The following is a 16,818-nucleotide window of genomic DNA, read 5'->3' on the forward strand; positions in this document are numbered from 1 at the left end:
AGACATATGAAAAAGAAAATTCTACATACGGTACTTTCGATTGCAGTAGGAGCAGGGATACTATCCGTTGGTGGTGTTCCTACCCAAGCTAAGAGTCAAAATCAGGAGATGAATGACACATACGCAATAGCTTTTAAAAGTGGATTACCAGAGAATTATCAAGAGGTAATACGGAAAGCTGGTGGTAAAGTAATCAAAGTTCTTCCCGAAGTTGGAGGAATAGAAGCTCAATCTGACGAGCCTTCTTTTCTTAAAAACCTAAAAGGTAATTCTTCAATAGAAGCTGCTAACAGAGAAATTCCCCTAACCTTAGACAAAACAGCAGACAGCCCTTATAACTATGAGTCTAGTATCATCAGCCAGCAAAATTCAGAGAGTTATTGGGACTCCCAATGGGATATTCAAAGGGTGACCAACGACGGGAAATCATATGATTTAGAAACAGGCGGATATAAAAATAAAGATGGTAGTATCACTCATAAAGCAGTGGTGGGAGTAATTGATACTGGAATTGATGAGTCTCATCCTGACTTAAAGAATAATATAATAGGTGGACGTAATCTTGTTCCTGCTGGAATGGATGAATCTGAAACAGGTGATCCTACTGATATAAAAGATCGCAATGGGCACGGTACTCACGTTGCCGGAATCATTGGAGCAAATGGTAAAGTAAACGGTGTAGGACCAGATTTAGGAATCAAATCCTATCGCGTATTATACTCAAAGCAAGCCCTTGGATTACCAACTTGGATTATAAATGGAATTATTGCAGCAACAAATGACAAGGTAGATGTTATTAATATGTCTCTTCGTTTCTATAATAATACCAAAATGACAATTGAGGGAGAAAGTTATAAATCAGTCGCTGAAACGTTACTTTGGAAGAGAGCAATTCAATATGCAGTAAAGAATGGAGTAACTGTAGTAGCCGGCAGTGGTAATGAAAGTTTAAATTTAGATGACAAGAAGGAAGTAAACGAATTTTTAAATAAAATGTATGAACCATATGGAATGAGCGTGAAAGGGCCTGCAACTGTGGTACCAGCACAAATGCCAGGAGTTATTAATGTGTCTGCCTCCACAAAATGGTCAACTCAACAGCTTGCTTTCTACTCTAATTATGGAAACAGTGCTATTGACGTGGCAGCTCCTGGAGGAGATTATGGGCCTAAATATGCAGAAACCAATGATCCTGCGACGGCTGATCCAAGTAACTTAATACTAAGTACTTGGCCTACCTATTTAGGTACTTCATATGAGTTTAATGCTGGTACTTCTATGGCCACTCCTCAAGTAGCTGGAATTGCAGGAGTTATTAAGGCAGCTCATCCGGAGTATAAACCTGCCCAAGTCACGGCACGCATTAAGCAAACAGCTCTTGACTATGGAAAGAAAGGACAAGATGCTTTATTTGGTTCAGGAGAAGCAAATGCTTATAGAGCATTAGAAAATATAAAGAAGTAGCTTATGTTACTAAATAAGATGAAATATTAAAAGTACAAGGAAAGATTCTTGATCAGAATCTGCAACACGAACAGTAATTGGACAAAAATATATCCATAAAAAAAAGGCTTCTTTGCTCAACAAAGAAACTATATGCCCGAAATATAAAAAACAGAAACACATAAAATGCGTGAAGCCATATTCTAATTAACACATCTCACCAGTTAAAATTCATTCCCTACTTAATTGTTGGGATTTTTTTGTTTTATCTTAATTACAGTTTCTAGTCCAAGTAAAAAAACATTTTCCAATTTGTGTTATGGAACTATTCTGCCCCATTAGTTCCATAACACAAAGCTGCCTTAAAGACAGCTCCGTTCTTCAGCTAAAATACTTTCTCTAAATAAACGGATTCCAATTAGGGTCTATTATTTCTTTCTCATTTGGCTTTCTTACAAACCCAATACAGCCTTCTTCGCATGCCCCAAACTTAACGAAGTTTTTTTGTGCTTGCCTTAATGAAACTTCATTAGCCCCGCCTTCGTAATCTGGGTCTCGAAATTGAACACCATCATCTTCCCAAAAGCATATTTTGCAAATTGCATATGTACCGGTTGGTTCTTCGTCAAATGTTTTATATCCACAGCAAGGACAAGTATATTTCATACACTCACCTCAATCTTATTATGAATTTTTACCATGCTTTCTTTTTCAACTAAACTGCCCGATTGTTGCATAAGAAAAAGCTGCCTTAAAGACAGCTCTGATCTAAAAGCTAACGCACCCTTTAGTTTAAGGTCAATCATTCACAAAGTTCATTAAGTGGGCTCATTTTTTTCTTAAATCACTAAATAGTGCCTTCAATCCAAATGGGCGAGGCACTATTAATAATTAAGTATGAAATTGTATTAAATCCTTCTTGGTTCCATAAGAAAAAGCTGCCTTAAAGACAGCTCTGACCTAAAGCTAACGCACCCTTTAGTTCATTAAGAAAAGCAATTTCCATTTTTTTATTTTTTAGTTTATGGATTGTGTATCACTCAACAAGCTGATCCTCAATAAAATGCATCCTCTTAATTACCTTCCCTTCCTTATTTTTATCATAAACATTGTATTCTTTTTGTGGTTCAGCATCTGACCAAATTATATATGCAATTAGATCATTCTTATGATGTTCCAGCCGATCTGTATTCATGTAACTTTCATCAAGCTGCCAGTCTCTTGGCAAATCCTCACTTTCCCTATAAAAGGACATATCAAAAATCCTGTTTTTGCCTTCTATTACTTTCACTTCTTCTTCAACTGGATGTTCCTTACTGTATTTTTCAACTAATTCTTTCAATTCTATTAGATCTTTTGGTGGATTTAGAATCATATAATGCTTTTTAACAGTCACCTCTTCTTCATCTTTTTTACCAAAGATCTCTTCTGTATTGTCAATTTCGAAAATCTTTGTTTTCCCACTTGATTCATCATTCTTTTTACATCCAATTAAGTTTAAGGGAATTAAGAATATACAAATCATTAAAACTATAATTTTTATATTAACTTTAATCACTCAATTTCCCCTCAAATGGTACATCCATTTCCATTACAGTAACAAAGGGCTTATATTTCCCATTATATTCATCATAATGCTGTAAGACAAACCAGGAACGGAATCCTGCTAAGTTGACATACTCCTTCTCAACATCTGGCCGATCCAACCCAAAATGATCATATAAACGAACACGCATGACTCCTTTAAAGTGATTATTCTCTACAGAAAAATCTTTTACGGATACCGTATTCCCCCAAGTATCATTTACTGTAATTGTAAGTCCACCTATTCGATCACTCCATGTGCTAAACGTCGGATAACTAGCATTTCTCTGTATCAAATTATAAAATTCATTTGTATTCTTTGTACTTTTATCCAACTTAAGTGCTGCCAAATTACCTCCATTTTTCTTTAGCTCATCAACTAAGGCATTTTTGACAAATTCAACATAGGCTTTCGTTGTTTCATGCTCACTCGCTTCTTTAGTTAAAGTCTGGTTTCTGTACTCTTTACCAGTTCCCTCTCTAAAATGATTAATCATATCTAAAATAACATCTTCCATATCTCCCATGGAAAACAAGCTTGTTGTCATATCCTCGAACTCATAAAAGAGAATACTTGGGAAATAAGATTCAAGTAATTGGAGTCTGAACATCCAGCTAATGTCTTTTATTTCATCCTCTGTATAATCATTTGTTTTCATATCATTCGCTACATTTCCATTTTCATCATAGCCTTCTGGTCTATCTGATTGATAAATTTCTGTATCGGTAAAATCAGAGTACAACGGTCTCAAATCCTCATTATCAAACTTTCCATCTCCGTCACTATCTTTTCGGTCAGGAAAACTGGTTGGAAAGAAACCTTCAAAATGAATTTCAACTCCAAAAATTTCTACGGTGAATGATTTTAATTGCCCCATTTCTTGCCCATCGGTTAATCCATCTCCGTCACTATCTTTCTTGTTAGGATCTGAGTAAATTATACCGTACGGTGTTTTCATTCCTTCAATTTCATAGATGTCGTATAGGCCATCCCCATCCGAATCTGTTATATCAATTTCTACATCACCTGATATACCATCTTCGGCATCTCTTCCTACATCACCTACTGTCTTCGTTGCAAGATTGTTAAGCAGAGCTTTATCTACATCTCGCGTCCTTGAGTAGTCTATTTCCCGATTCCATAGCTCCAACCATTTTGCCTTATCAACAACCAGATATTCACCAAAGTGAGTAGTTTCCACACTTATTGTATTTTTACTAGTATCTAGCACAGCGTTAATGCTTTCATACATTTCCTCGTCTTCATTGTACCGAATGATGGCTAGATCATCTTCCAACGTGTCTCCAAGCTTCGCTTCATCATAAGTAAACTGAATGCTTGCTTTCTCAAATTCTGATTGCGTATTGATGCTTACAGGAGAACCAATACTACCGTGTAAATTAGTTGTTTTAATATTTATGTTGTTTGTGCTGCTAATTCTAGTCGTTTTATTAATGTTATCCTTTGCACTAAACCCAACTTCTACGCTTTTAATTTCTGATTTATCAGGCTGAATCAATGATTTACTGATCGATTGTTTATAGAGTTCTTGTGAATCCTCGCTTCCGTCATTGTCGCCGTCTGCAGCATTCGGATTTGTCTTTAAAGCATATTCATCTCCATCACTTAACCCATCGTTATCTGTATCATACTTATTAGGTAACGAATCGAACTGATGTACTTCAAATCCGTCAGTTAAATCATCTTGGTCTGAATCTCCCTTAATCAAATTTGTTTGATTAGCTTGCTCGTCTTTATTACTCAGGCCGTCTTCATCGATATCTTCATCTGCATCACTTATGCCATTACGATCTGAATCATATTTTGTCGGGGAAATAAATGATTTAACCTCATATTCAATATTGTCCTGCAATCCATCACCATCTGTATCCTTTTTAAATGGATTCATTCCCTCTAGGAATTCTATTCCATCTGTTATAGTATCACCATCCGTTTCAGAGGTAGATTCAAAGAATTCTGTGTTAATTGAATAGCCTGCTTTTTCAAGTCCGAATAACACTTGTTTATATGCATTTTGATAGGATTTTGATGCAGGGACAGCTAGATCTTTTTCTAGAAACTCATTACCTTTTTCAGACATTTTCCCAGCGTTATTCAAATGAGCTTTTAGTTTATTTCCTTTGTGATCTGCTTGATCGGAGATATCCTTTAAGATGCCGATAGCATTTTTATTGACAATTTTATCCGATAAGTAAAAATTAAAGAGTATATCTGCAAGTAATACTTCAGTTGGTTCATTAAAATCGTTTTTTGTTACATACCCCCATAGACATATGGTTAACTTATGTTTGATTTCCAAGAGCCGATCACTTTTAAGAACCGACTCATGTATATACTCCTCTTGAACAGCTTGTTCATATTGGTTAATCAATTGTTGAAGTACATCAAGTTCATTAATATCTTTTTGTTTATAGTCTCCGATTTCATCAAATTCCGCTATCAGTTTAGAATCGAACTTAGCATTCGTTTCTTTTATGACTGTCGAGAAACGCTTTAATTCATTTATTGCAATTTGATCATAGATTTTTGCAATTCTGGTGTCCTCATAGAATTCATATTCACTTAACCACTGTTTTACATTTTGCTCACTAGAATTATTGCCCTTGGCAACCACCGCTTGCCCAATTCCGCCGAAAATCATTGCAAAGATCAATAAAAAACTCAATATACTTTTTACTTTATTTTTCAACGTGATAATCACCTCTATAAAAATATTAATTTAACCTATATACGATATCATGGTTCCCATCCAAAGAAATATTGTCAAAATCCTTGAGTTAATGTCATTAAATCAACTCCTTTACAATTGTTATTTTCTAATAGCAACTAGTTAGTACCAATCAAAAGCATAAATGGAAATTAACACCAAACAACATGAATGCTGAATATTCTGAAATTAACTAAATCAGAAAGACCCCTAGTGCATTGTCTTTTTTAATTTACCCAACATAAATAAATCTTTGACCCAATATATTTTCGGACTGTAAACCAATGAATGAATACCGTTTAGCTCCTCAACCGTTTATATGAAACCTGTCAGGGGATGATGCTTTTTGTTCCTTAGACTGTGCCGAAAATGCAAAAAGCATTGAAGGGCATAAAATAAACAGTAACAGCTCTTATAGTTCCTTGAGGGATAAATTCATTTTCTCTCCTTTCCTCCCCAAAAAATAATTTTTTCAACTAAGTATTAGTTTACAGATTAAAAATATGGATTATAAGGTAAAAATTTCCTATATATTTTTATCAGACTTATGAATTAATGATCTTTTTTTAGAGATTTCTTTAAAATTTTGTTCAAGAAAATGGCCCTTTAACGGAACAACTCTACTATTACTCAACAATTCCCTAATCCACCTTTTGATTCATATGTACTCTCCTTTCCCTATAAGAAAACCCCTTTAGATAACCATTCAAAGGGGCAAATCATCGTAAAATTTTGCAAACATAGCGACTTTATTCAAAATATCGCATTTTTTTTATAAACAACGTGAATTTACTTTAAATCCACACTATGTACAATTTTAGGTTTCATTTCTTTAGCCATTAAGGGTTTACTATGTAACTGATCTACGAACAAAAAAGACCTTCACGGGTTCTGGGCCTTAATTCTTGCGGTAATCTTGATAATTTGAAATTTTTAAATTAATTCCCTAACCTAATTGACTTTAGATTTGTTGATACTAATGTGCTAGATGGTGACTTATCACCAATTTTAGACCATCCAACAATCCGAAGTGTAGGCTTTCTGAATAAGAGACATTACAATATTAAAGATGATAAGATGGATGCTTTGTTAAAGGATAAAAATGGTGGAGAAGAATTTAAAACTGTTATCAAGTATGGAAAATATGAGACTTTTAGATATATTTATTAACTCAATTGTTAATGAACTAACGGGTGCGTCCGTATTATAAGGTTGACCAGTAAAAATTACTGGTTCACCTTTTTGATTTGTCAGAGAAAATAATTCTTCATTTGGTACAAACTTCTTTGATTGATTAATATGTAAATGTTCTAGCGTATTGGCTAATCCAGACATACCAAAATCATCTTGTAAATTTGTACAATAATGTAATTCTAAACGCTTTAATTTATTCATTTTTTCTATCCCAAGGAAATCTTGTATATTAGACCAGTTTAATTCTAGTTAGAGGAGATTTTCAGGAATACCAACAAAGTTGCCCAGCTTATTCTTTTTATGATGCCAAAAAGTTAACTACTCAATATTTTTCAAGCTGCATCTCATTAAACTTATCTTCTTTTAAGTTTAAGTAAGACTGAATATTATCTGGCATTTGTTCAAACCAAACCGTATTATTTCTCCAGTTATCCATTTTGAATCGCCCCTATATTCGCCATTATTTATTTATCTTATCATTTGAACTTATAAAACTAACTGTCCCGTTAGTGCCATAAGAAAAAGGCTGCCTCAGCAACTTGCCTTATTGAAGTAAAGCACCTGTTAGTTGAAGTATTTTGTGAATATTATTTCAAAGACAGTAGATATGCTGGTTTATGAACTTTCAATGGAGATTTTCTTCATTAATCGTTTTAATTTATCTTCCGTAGCTGTTCCCTCTACTGGTGTATAGATACTGCACCTTAAGTCCATGTCCCCCTGGACTTGGAGAGAAGTTAAATTAAACAGCATCTTTCCGGCTTTGGCATGTCTAAATTCAATCATCATTTCTGGAGCTTTGCTCACTTGACTTTCTTGCCATAAAGATTGAAATTCCGGGTGAGAATCACTCATTTCATTAATAAATAGGCTATACCATTCATCCCCTAAGTAGTGACCATAATAGGCACGAAAAATGGCAAGAAATCCTTTAACAAAATGCTCCCAATTCACAGCCAATGCTTTTAATTCTTTTCTTGTAAATATTAGATGGATCAAATTTCGTTGGTCGTCCGGGAGTTGTTCAAAATCTAAAAATACATGAGAAGCAGCATTATTCCACCCTACAATATGACAATGTCGATCTGTAATGATAGTAGGGCAATACGTTAACTCAGCTAAAATTCTCTCCAAAGAAGGACTAAGTTTTGGCTGATCCTTCTTTTGATGAATAATGGATGATTTCACTTCTAAAGCTAAATCATATAGATACTCCCGTTCATCATTATTTAATTGCAGAGCTGTAGATATGCAATCCAATACGCTTGTAGAGACCTTTATATCCCGACCTTGCTCTAACCACGTATACCAAGTAGTACTAACTCCCGCCAAATGTGCAACTTCTTCTCTTCGTAAGCCAGGTGTTCTTCTCCGTGTACCAGCAGGTATACCTATAGATTCAGGCTTAATTTGGGATCGCTTCGTTTTCAAAAATGAAGACAAAGCTTCAAGTCTGGTTTTATCATTCATTTCTAAATCCTCCATCATAACAATTTAACCGGGTAGTTATTATACCAGGATAAACACTCACTTGTAATAGGATAACCCCAAAGTATAATACAAGTATACTATTCATTTGGGGTGATGAAAAATGGAAAGAGTCGTTATTACCGGAATGGGAGTAGTCTCTCCTATTGGAAACAACGTAGAAAAATTTTGGAGAAATCTGACTGAAGGTAAGTCAGGCATTTCCTCTATTGATACATTTGACGTAAGCAACCATAAAGCAAAAATTGCAGGAATTATTCGTGATTTTAATGCAGATGATACTTTAGGAAAAAATGAAGCCCGCCGTCTAGATCGCTTTTCTCAATTTGCTTTGGCTGCTGCTGAACAAGCTTGGACTGATTCTAAATTAGATATTGATGATATCAATCTAGAAAGACTTGGCGTATATGTTGGTTCGGGGATAGGAGGAATTGAAACATTGATTGATAATGTGGACACCCTTCGAGAGAAAGGTCCAAGAAGGGTCAGTCCCACCCTGGTACCAGCCATGATTTCTAATGCTGCTGCAGCCCAAATTAGTATCAAATGGAACGCAATGGGGCCTACTATGTCACCTGTTTCTGCTTGTGCGATCGGTAATACAGCTATCGGTGAAGCATTCAGACTTATTCGCTTTGGAGAAGCTGATGCCGTTTTTGCAGGAGGAGCAGAGGCAGCTATAACAGATTTATCTTTAGCTAGTTTTGGCAATGCTACAGCATTATCAACGAGAAACGATAATCCAACTAAAGCTAGCCGTCCTTTTGATGTAAATCGAGATGGATTTGTCATGTCAGAAGGAGCAGGAATTTTAATCTTGGAATCTTTGTCCCATGCTTTACGCAGAGATGCAAAAATTTATGCAGAAGTCATTGGGTATGGTGCAAGTTCTGATGCCTATCATATGGTAGCTACACACCCAGAAGGCAAAGGAGCCTATCTTGCAATGAAAATGGCTTTGAAAAACGCAAAAATTTCTCCTGAAGAGATTGATGTCATTAGCGCTCATGCAACAAGTACAGAAGTTGGAGATCGTTCTGAGACACTAGCAATTAAAAAACTATTTGAATCAAAAGCTTATCAAATCCCAATAACAGCTAATAAATCTATGCTTGGTCACATGTTAGGAGCAGCCGGAGGCGTGGAAGCAATTGCTTTGGCAAAAAGTTTACAGGAAGGAATTATTCCTCCAACCATCAACTTAGAAAAGCCTGATTCATTATGTGATTTAGATTATGTACCGGGTATTGCCCGTAAGGTGGAAATAAGTACTGGTCTATCCAATTCATTTGGTTTTGGAGGACATAATGCAGCAATCGTTTTAAAAAAATACCAGTGAATTAACTTTCGCATCGTATTTTTAAAATTAAAGATCCTCAAGAGAAACTTTAGTTAGTTACCTTAATGGGTCTTTTAGGTAATTAACTGTGAAAAAGCCCTTTTTTCATCAATTAAGGGCTTGTCTCTTGTTCATTAAGTCATATTTCCCAATTACCTTTTGCTACATCGACTAATTTAGTTAACAAAACAGTTAAGATTCCTTGTCCACGATAGTTTCTGAAGTAAACATTTTAGTTATATAATGCTTATTCCACTCTTATTGGTATTGCACCACAAGCAATAATTCTTCATTATCTTTTTTCATCAATAATAAACAAGGCTAAATTTTTCTTCGATTAAGAAAATGACCACAAAAAAGATCTAGTGCAAATGACTAGATTTTCTTTTTAATATCTTCCCTTATCGATTCAATGATTGTACCTGATAAATTTGCTGGAAGAGATGAACCATCCTCAAAAACCCATGTATTAATTATTTCAAGATCTTCTTTTTTAAAAGTAATGCTATAATCTTTATCATTGTGAGTAAAATCAGCTGTAACCGATTCTTCACCATCAAACTCGTCATCAATAATCATATTTTTTATTTCATATGGCTTCACGATGTAATCTCCTTTTTATCATTCTTGTATATAGAATTGGCTTTATATGATTGTTTATTCATTTTTTTCACGCAAAATCAAAAACCGAAGGGTTATATGCAGGAGATGAACGCTTTACTACGGTGAAGAATGGAGATTTCAGGCTGTTGATAAAACCTGTCTTAATATAGGAGTATTAATAGGCAAAAAAACTACGGTTTAGAGGAAAATCGGAGCATATGCAAAAGGAAGCAAGTTGCACTATTAAATGTGCCCTCCTGGCAAAACAACATTAAAACAAGCGTTACTTACTGATCAAAGTAAGTAACGCTTGTCTACCAATTCTTACCCAAGCACTGATTAGTGGGACTTTTTTTATTCTATAAAAAACAACCTAATTATTTTTAGGATTCCCCATCCCCACTATCAAAAAATGAATCAAATCCCCCATCAAGATCTTCTGTTGCTTCTTCAAACATTTCCTCAACATCAAAACCATCCATCATCTCAGTAAATAACATCGACCCTAAAACACCCACTGCTAATCCACCAACCATTCCTGGTAAAGCGTTTCCTAACTGGGAAGCGCGACCATGATGATGGTTTGTGGAATAAGAGAACGGCTGTGTAAAAGCATAAGGCTGATCAATAGTTTCCGATATATATTTTCCAAGTAGTTTATGAAGATCGGCTTCATTCTCGAGATCATTCTGATTTAAATAAAACTCACGTTTTGCTTCAATTTCCTTGTAGCCGCTTTTACAGTCAACTTCCATCCAGACCCGGATACCTGATTCTTCATTGGCAAACCGCATTTCAACTTCATTTACCTGTCCCATGAATTGTTGAGTGGGAAAAAAAGCAAATTCCTGTCCATATTGGTCGAGTTTACCCGAGTTTGCTGTCTCGCGAAAACCTAATTGAGCCATTGCATTAAAAATGGATGTGATAGATTTCTGGGATTGGATGACCAGCCGGTCTACATCTTTACGATCAACTCCGCCCTCAATATCAAGATGTGTATCCAGATAGTATGAAACAGTTCCCCTTGAAATAGGTATATTCGTAGGTAGGACATAATGAAACGGAATGACCTTACGTTCTTTGGGGTGAATACACTCTCGATTAACTAATGGTATATGGGCAACTTCCTTAGAAACGCTTCCTTGCTTTAATACCACACTCATCATCAACCGGACAGTCAATTGATTGATTTTCTGTTCCACTTCACCACCTTGAATGACTACCTCCCCTACAATGCTATCTCCAGCTTGATAATTACGATTATCATATTGTAAATCTACAGTTGCTGCTCCTTTTCCTAAGCTTGCTAATATTTTTTTGAACATGCTTCCTCTTCCCTTCGTCAAACCTCTATTAGTATTTATATGTAAAATGGGGCGTAATAAGAAAAGACAAGAAATCTATTTGTATTTCATGAGATTTCTTAATTATCCCTGATAGTATTACGTCGAAAAATGAAATTGGTTTCAAATGATTTTATCGCAGTAGGTGATCTTCAGATGATAATGGAGTACATCATCTTTGTTCTGATGATGGTGGTGATGGACTATTGGACTTTACTTTTCATGAAATAGGTGAAAAACCAAAGGATGTCCCACTGACTGAATACAGCAAGTTAGGGTCACCCATTGAAAGACGGTTGTATAATGCATTGGTGATGCATGGCTATTATGTACAAACACAAGTGATATTTGGTTCTTATCGAATTAACCTTTGATAAACCTTTTATCGATTGAATGTGGTGAAATGGTGTATCACTCTTCTCTTCTCCAGCGCAAAAAAGGGACATGATAGAAAGAAAGATACTTATTTGAGGAACAAGGAATAAAGTGATGCGAATAATATAGATTATTGTTTATTTATGGTGAAAACCAGCAACTGTACGACGAAGCATATAGAGAGAGTTTAATTTTCGCTCAAAAAAAATGCCAGGGGCTAACAATTTTGAAAGTACTTTAAAAACAAGAACATCATCTTTGATAAGCTATTTTGAAATGGTCAAATTCCCGATTTCCCCATTACTTTATAGCCATGGCCTCTAACTTATCCTCGCTGGTCAAACAAACCCCTTTCATCCCCTTAAATGCATGCGCTTACATTTAATTACGTATTATCACTTCTCTCTTTCTCAACTGATCCGTTCATAGTTGCCTTACTGGCTAAAGGGATATTCCTATCCCAGATATAGAAATAACCGCCTTCACTTATTACTTAAGAGATATAAGATCCATATTATAATTTCCTGATTAAGGATTGTAATTCCTCTTGAAGGTTTCCTTTTGAAAGAGCAGAGTGCAGAATTTCATGAACCGTATTTAAGGAAATTTGTAGTTTTTCTTCTCCTACTGTAGTTAAACTTGTGTAGATACCTCTACGATCATCTTCACATATTTGCCTTTGTAATACGCCGCAGCTTTTTGCTTCTAGCCTGACTACCAGCCTAGATATAGCACTTTGGCTTAATCCTACCATCTCTTGTAATTGTTGCAGCCTCAATTGTTTATCGCTTGTTTTGGATAAAAAGTAAAGAACGTAAAATTCTTTTAACGAAAGGTTATGATTATTTTGCAAAGCACTTTCCAGCTCATTCGTAATGCTCATTTGAATATTAGTAAGAGATAGCCAATTATCTAAATACTTCTTTTCTTGGTTGTTTTTCATGCACATTCCACCCTGTTCTATCCTATATAATTAAAATATGGCACTTAAATTGATTTTCATAAGGCATATAAATAGTTCTAAAAATACTCCAAAACCAGAATTTAATGGTCATACTTATTTGAAAAGTGCGTGCCATATTGGCCGTTTCCATGTATGTTATATGGTTCTTCTCATTTTAGACGAGTTTCTTCTTTTTGTCTAAGATTGAGTTATTCCATAAAAAAAAAACAGTCTAAATGACTGCTTTTATTCATTAACGCATTGTAACTGAACAGGATCCTAATTCATTTCCACCCCAGTTAAGTGAAAGCTTGTCTTGATCTGAAAGAGGACCGACGCCGCTTGGAGTACCGGTAAAAATTATATCTCCTTTTCCAAGCCCAAAATGCTCTGCTGTAAATTCTATAATGGTTTGCAAATCAAAAAGTAAGTCTTTAATATTTCCGACTTGTACACGCTTTCCATTTTTTAAAAGGGAAAAATCTGATTGTTTACATGCTTCGACACCTGGAAACGAAATAAAACCACTTACAACTGCTGAATTTTTGAATCCTTTAGCCAAAAGCCAAGGGTGCTGTTTTTGTTTTAACTGTGATTGAACATCTCTAAGTGTTAAATCCAACCCAATGGCCATGGCATCTACTATTTCATCTACTTTCATTCCTGATTCGTACTGTTTTGCGATATGTATGACAAGTTCAGTTTCAAAATGAACGGAACCCTGATTACTCGGCAACGTGATTGACTGTCCATTAGCTTCCACAAGCGAATGAGTCGGTTTTGAAAATAAAAAAGGGGAAGTTGGTATTTCATTATTCAACTCTTTTGCATGCAAGGCATAGTTTCGACCTACACAATAGATATTTTTAATGTCTTTCATTATTAAACTCACTCTTTTCTTAATAAATTTAATGCTTCGAAAAATAGATGTTTTAATAGTCTTCCAAATTACAATTTGAAAATAAAAAAACTCTAATTTAAATACATTTTATATTTTTCTGATTTTTTATACAACCGTTATACTTATAATAAAGAAATCCAAATTGTTTAATTTTACTGTTCGTATAATGAAGTGGGCTGGATTTTTCAAAAGGGATAGCTTCCTTTGATGGAACATACTATTTGTGGTGCCTTCCCTTCTTTCTCCTTTATAAAGTTTTTAAACTTTGTTTCATAAACCACACAAAACACCGTCCTCTTATTCGGACGGTGTTCAAAATCGTTGTTTAAGTATTAATTGATGCACTATTGATTACAATCGATAATTTGTAATTCGCATGCTTGTTTAAGTCTCCTAAAAATTCATCTAATACTTCATTAGATGGAAATTTGCATTCTAGAAGGTAACAACCATCTCCACTGATTTTATGGTTATGTATTATGTATTGTTTCTGTGTTTTTATGAACGTCAAATAAGGTTGATGATAAGTGCTTTGTATAATGATTGTAATAAAAGCATGTATGAAACATCCTAATTTTACTTGATTAACTTGAATGGTATACCCTTCAATCACTCCATTATCCTCTAATTTGGCAACTCTAGATGCAGCTGCTTGACCAGTCAAATGGACTTTCTCCCCCAATTCTTTCATCGTGATTCGACTGTTTTTGGATAGTTCATTCAAGATACCCGCATCCGTATTATCTAACATTTATTCAAATCCTTTCAATTATCAAGTCAAATGGCCAAAAGACTTGATTTTATATATGTATTTGGCAATTGGCCATAGTATAAACTATATGCAGTTCAAAGAAAAGGAGAGATAAAGATGAATATTAAACAAATTAGAAATGCCACACTCGTTGTCGAATATGCAGGCAAAAAGTTTTTAATAGATCCGATGTTAGCTGAGAAAGGTGCGTACCCACCCTTCCCAAATTCATTAAGACAAGATCAATTTAATCCATTAGTTAGTTTACCAACATTAATAGAAAATATCATTCATGATATAGATGCCGTCATTGTCACTCACCTGCATCTAGACCACTTTGATGATGTGGCCAAAGAAGTATTGCCGAAAGATATCAAAATGTTTGTCCAGAACGAAGTTGATGCCACAGAAGTTGAAAAAGCTGGTTTCAAAAATATAGAAGTATTACAAGAAGATACCGCCTTTGAAGGCATTCAATTAGTAAAAACAAAAGGCGAGCATGGAAGAGGAGAAATCTTAAAACTTGCTGGTTTAGTATGTGGGGTGGTCTTCAAACACTCAAATGAAAAAACGTTATATATAGCTGGAGATTCGGTATGGTATGACGCAATCCAAGAAGTCATTGATTTACACAAACCAGAAATCATTGTTGTAAATGGTGGAAATAATCAATTCTTTGAAGGCGGTTCTCTCGTCATGGGGAAAGAGGATATCTATGAAGTGTACATGGCTGCCCCTAACGCCAAAATTATTGTAGTCCATATGGAAGCTGTCAACCACTGGGAATTATCAAGAGAAGAATTAAAACGCTTTATTGATGAAAAAGAAATTTTTTCTTCTGTTTTAGTACCAGATGATGGTGAATCCTACACATTATAATTGTTGGTGATAAGGAGAGACATCATGTCAGTTGAAGCAAATAAGGAATTAGTGACTCGTTTTTATGAAGCGATGCGATTCAACAAGAGATCTTCTCATGTTGAATCGCATGACATTCTCCGCCAACTTGGCATTAACGCCTAACTCATTAAACAGATAACTATGTATTCTAAACTAATCAATTTAGCTAATCACGGGACCCTTTAATGGGTCTTTTTTAGTTTCTTCTTATATCTAAGTATTGATCTATTTTTTCATAATAGTGGAAAATCCTATTATCTCTAACTTTTCCATCATCTATCATTGACACTACCCTACCAGCTATTTTCATTAAAAATGAATTCATTTGGGATCTCAAAACTTTTTGAGCACAATATTTATTACCAAGGCACCGCTTAACAACTAACCGACTAAATAAAACCGATTGGTGAAGTGAGAATTAATCCACATTTAACCATTTCATTATGACAAAAAAGAGCCAACAAGTTGTTGGCCCTTTGATTTAAAAAGTAGAAGCTAAATCTTTTGCTCGTGCTATTGCATTTTCTTTTATTTCTTGTGCTTTATCAGGCATTGCTGCATGTCCTTCAACGAATACACCTTCAAAGGAAGGCACTCCGAAGAATTGCATAATGATATTTAGATATCGGTGACCCATTTCCAGTTCAGCTGCTGGTCCTTCTGAATAAATACCACCACGAGCTTGAATATGCAAGGCTTTCTTATCAGTTAAAAGACCAACTGGGCCTTGTTCGGTGTATTTAAATGATTTACCTGCAACAGCAACGGAATCAATATATGCCTTCATTACTGGCGGGAATGAAAAATTCCATAAAGGTGTTACAAATATATATTTATCGGCTGCTATAAATTGCTCACATAACTCTGAAAGTCGACTAACTTTTGCTTTCTCTTCCGACGAGAGTTCTTCAAAGCCCTTTCCAGATTGAAGTTTCCCCCAACCGCTGAAAACATCCACATCAATTTCAGGAATATTTTCTTTATAAAGGTCAATATTCACAATTTCATGGCTAGGATTTACTTCTTTATACTTGTCAATAAATGCTTTTCCAACGGCCATACTGTAAGATTGCTTGTCATCATGAGGATGAGCCGTGATGTACAATACCTTTGTCATTCTGTATCCTTCCTTTCCTTTTACATATTTGATCATTTAAGTTTGCCTAGGAAATTCAACATTTATACAATTACTCGAACTAAAATATCATTAATTGATATGTAT

At 35.0% G+C, this 16,818-nt stretch carries 15 protein-coding genes; 4 read left to right on the forward strand and 11 right to left on the reverse strand.

Annotated elements, in window-relative coordinates; translation table 11 throughout:
* Positions 1-6: 6 nt before the first annotated feature.
* The gene (locus tag ACIQZD_RS00270; RefSeq protein ID WP_402897139.1) at positions 7-1,464 is read left to right on the forward strand and encodes a S8 family serine peptidase; all 1,458 of its coding nucleotides are present in this window, start codon (positions 7-9) and stop codon (positions 1,462-1,464) included.
* A gap of 378 nt (positions 1,465-1,842) precedes the next feature.
* On the opposite strand, the gene ACIQZD_RS00275 is transcribed toward ACIQZD_RS00270, so the two are convergent.
* From ACIQZD_RS00275 to ACIQZD_RS00295, 5 genes are all read right to left on the reverse strand, one after another.
* Positions 1,843-2,109 carry a CPCC family cysteine-rich protein gene (locus ACIQZD_RS00275; RefSeq protein ID WP_402897141.1) on the reverse strand — a complete coding sequence of 89 codons (267 nt, stop codon included), beginning with the start codon at positions 2,107-2,109 and terminating at the stop codon, positions 1,843-1,845.
* Positions 2,110-2,479: 370 nt separating this feature from the next.
* On the reverse strand, positions 2,480-3,001 hold the full coding sequence (locus ACIQZD_RS00280; protein WP_402897143.1) for a hypothetical protein: 522 nt from the start codon (positions 2,999-3,001) through the stop codon (positions 2,480-2,482).
* The gene (locus ACIQZD_RS00285; protein ID WP_402897145.1) at positions 2,994-5,738 is read right to left on the reverse strand and encodes a DUF3289 family protein; all 2,745 of its coding nucleotides are present in this window, start codon (positions 5,736-5,738) and stop codon (positions 2,994-2,996) included. Before ACIQZD_RS00285 ends, ACIQZD_RS00280 begins: the two co-directional genes overlap by 8 nt.
* 1,107 nt (positions 5,739-6,845) lie before the next feature.
* On the reverse strand, positions 6,846-7,151 hold the full coding sequence (locus tag ACIQZD_RS00290) for a hypothetical protein (RefSeq protein WP_402897147.1): 306 nt from the start codon (positions 7,149-7,151) through the stop codon (positions 6,846-6,848).
* 414 nt (positions 7,152-7,565) lie between these two features.
* Positions 7,566-8,420 (reverse strand): helix-turn-helix transcriptional regulator, encoded by an 855-nt coding sequence (locus ACIQZD_RS00295; protein ID WP_402897149.1) that lies wholly within the window; start codon positions 8,418-8,420, stop codon positions 7,566-7,568.
* A 121-nt stretch (positions 8,421-8,541) separates the two neighbouring features.
* On the opposite strand from ACIQZD_RS00295, the gene fabF reads away from it, so the two are divergent.
* Positions 8,542-9,777: a beta-ketoacyl-ACP synthase II gene (gene fabF, locus ACIQZD_RS00300; RefSeq protein ID WP_402897151.1), complete on the forward strand. Its 1,236-nt coding sequence runs from the start codon at positions 8,542-8,544 to the stop codon at positions 9,775-9,777.
* A gap of 375 nt (positions 9,778-10,152) precedes the next feature.
* Here the strand turns inward: fabF and ACIQZD_RS00305 are convergent, their stop codons facing one another.
* A complete protein-coding gene (locus ACIQZD_RS00305; RefSeq protein ID WP_214788956.1) occupies positions 10,153-10,380 on the reverse strand; it encodes a hypothetical protein in 228 nt (75 codons plus the stop codon).
* 383 nt (positions 10,381-10,763) lie between these two features.
* Positions 10,764-11,708 carry a sporulation protein gene (locus tag ACIQZD_RS00310; protein ID WP_402897155.1) on the reverse strand — a complete coding sequence of 315 codons (945 nt, stop codon included), beginning with the start codon at positions 11,706-11,708 and terminating at the stop codon, positions 10,764-10,766.
* 224 nt (positions 11,709-11,932) lie between these two features.
* On the opposite strand from ACIQZD_RS00310, the gene ACIQZD_RS00315 reads away from it, so the two are divergent.
* Entirely contained in the window at positions 11,933-12,100 is a 168-nt protein-coding gene (locus tag ACIQZD_RS00315; RefSeq protein WP_402897157.1) for a hypothetical protein, read from the forward strand.
* A 515-nt stretch (positions 12,101-12,615) separates the two neighbouring features.
* On the opposite strand, the gene ACIQZD_RS00320 is transcribed toward ACIQZD_RS00315, so the two are convergent.
* The 3 genes from ACIQZD_RS00320 to ACIQZD_RS00330 all read right to left on the reverse strand — a co-directional run bounded on the left by ACIQZD_RS00320 (position 12,616) and on the right by ACIQZD_RS00330 (position 14,696).
* Entirely contained in the window at positions 12,616-13,044 is a 429-nt protein-coding gene (locus ACIQZD_RS00320; RefSeq protein WP_402897158.1) for a MarR family winged helix-turn-helix transcriptional regulator, read from the reverse strand.
* 253 nt (positions 13,045-13,297) lie between these two features.
* The gene (locus ACIQZD_RS00325) at positions 13,298-13,924 is read right to left on the reverse strand and encodes a fumarylacetoacetate hydrolase family protein (RefSeq protein ID WP_402897160.1); all 627 of its coding nucleotides are present in this window, start codon (positions 13,922-13,924) and stop codon (positions 13,298-13,300) included.
* 346 nt (positions 13,925-14,270) lie between these two features.
* Positions 14,271-14,696 (reverse strand): Lrp/AsnC family transcriptional regulator, encoded by a 426-nt coding sequence (locus ACIQZD_RS00330; protein ID WP_402897162.1) that lies wholly within the window; start codon positions 14,694-14,696, stop codon positions 14,271-14,273.
* A 117-nt stretch (positions 14,697-14,813) separates the two neighbouring features.
* Between ACIQZD_RS00330 and ACIQZD_RS00335 the strand changes: the two genes are divergently transcribed.
* Positions 14,814-15,575: an MBL fold metallo-hydrolase gene (locus ACIQZD_RS00335; RefSeq protein WP_402897164.1), complete on the forward strand. Its 762-nt coding sequence runs from the start codon at positions 14,814-14,816 to the stop codon at positions 15,573-15,575.
* Between the two features lie 502 nt (positions 15,576-16,077).
* Here the strand turns inward: ACIQZD_RS00335 and ACIQZD_RS00340 are convergent.
* Positions 16,078-16,713: an FMN-dependent NADH-azoreductase gene (locus ACIQZD_RS00340; RefSeq protein WP_402897166.1), complete on the reverse strand. Its 636-nt coding sequence runs from the start codon at positions 16,711-16,713 to the stop codon at positions 16,078-16,080.
* Positions 16,714-16,818: the final 105 nt, after the last annotated feature.

This window comes from Peribacillus sp. NPDC096447 (genome assembly GCF_044762725.1).
Classification (GTDB): domain Bacteria; phylum Bacillota; class Bacilli; order Bacillales; family DSM-1321; genus Peribacillus.

Bases quoted from the DNA above. Each gene is read 5' to 3' on its own strand.
- ACIQZD_RS00270 (WP_402897139.1), top strand. From the start codon at position 7: ATGAAAAAGAAAATTCTACATACGGTACTTTCGATTGCAGTAGGAGCA.
- ACIQZD_RS00275 (WP_402897141.1), bottom strand. From the start codon at position 2,109: ATGAAATATACTTGTCCTTGCTGTGGATATAAAACATTTGACGAAGAA.
- ACIQZD_RS00290 (WP_402897147.1), bottom strand. From the start codon at position 7,151: ATGAATAAATTAAAGCGTTTAGAATTACATTATTGTACAAATTTACAA.
- ACIQZD_RS00295 (WP_402897149.1), bottom strand. From the start codon at position 8,420: ATGAATGATAAAACCAGACTTGAAGCTTTGTCTTCATTTTTGAAAACG.
- fabF (WP_402897151.1), top strand. From the start codon at position 8,542: ATGGAAAGAGTCGTTATTACCGGAATGGGAGTAGTCTCTCCTATTGGA.
- ACIQZD_RS00310 (WP_402897155.1), bottom strand. From the start codon at position 11,708: ATGTTCAAAAAAATATTAGCAAGCTTAGGAAAAGGAGCAGCAACTGTA.
- ACIQZD_RS00320 (WP_402897158.1), bottom strand. From the start codon at position 13,044: ATGAAAAACAACCAAGAAAAGAAGTATTTAGATAATTGGCTATCTCTT.
- ACIQZD_RS00325 (WP_402897160.1), bottom strand. From the start codon at position 13,924: ATGAAAGACATTAAAAATATCTATTGTGTAGGTCGAAACTATGCCTTG.
- ACIQZD_RS00330 (WP_402897162.1), bottom strand. From the start codon at position 14,696: ATGTTAGATAATACGGATGCGGGTATCTTGAATGAACTATCCAAAAAC.
- ACIQZD_RS00335 (WP_402897164.1), top strand. From the start codon at position 14,814: ATGAATATTAAACAAATTAGAAATGCCACACTCGTTGTCGAATATGCA.
- ACIQZD_RS00340 (WP_402897166.1), bottom strand. From the start codon at position 16,713: ATGACAAAGGTATTGTACATCACGGCTCATCCTCATGATGACAAGCAA.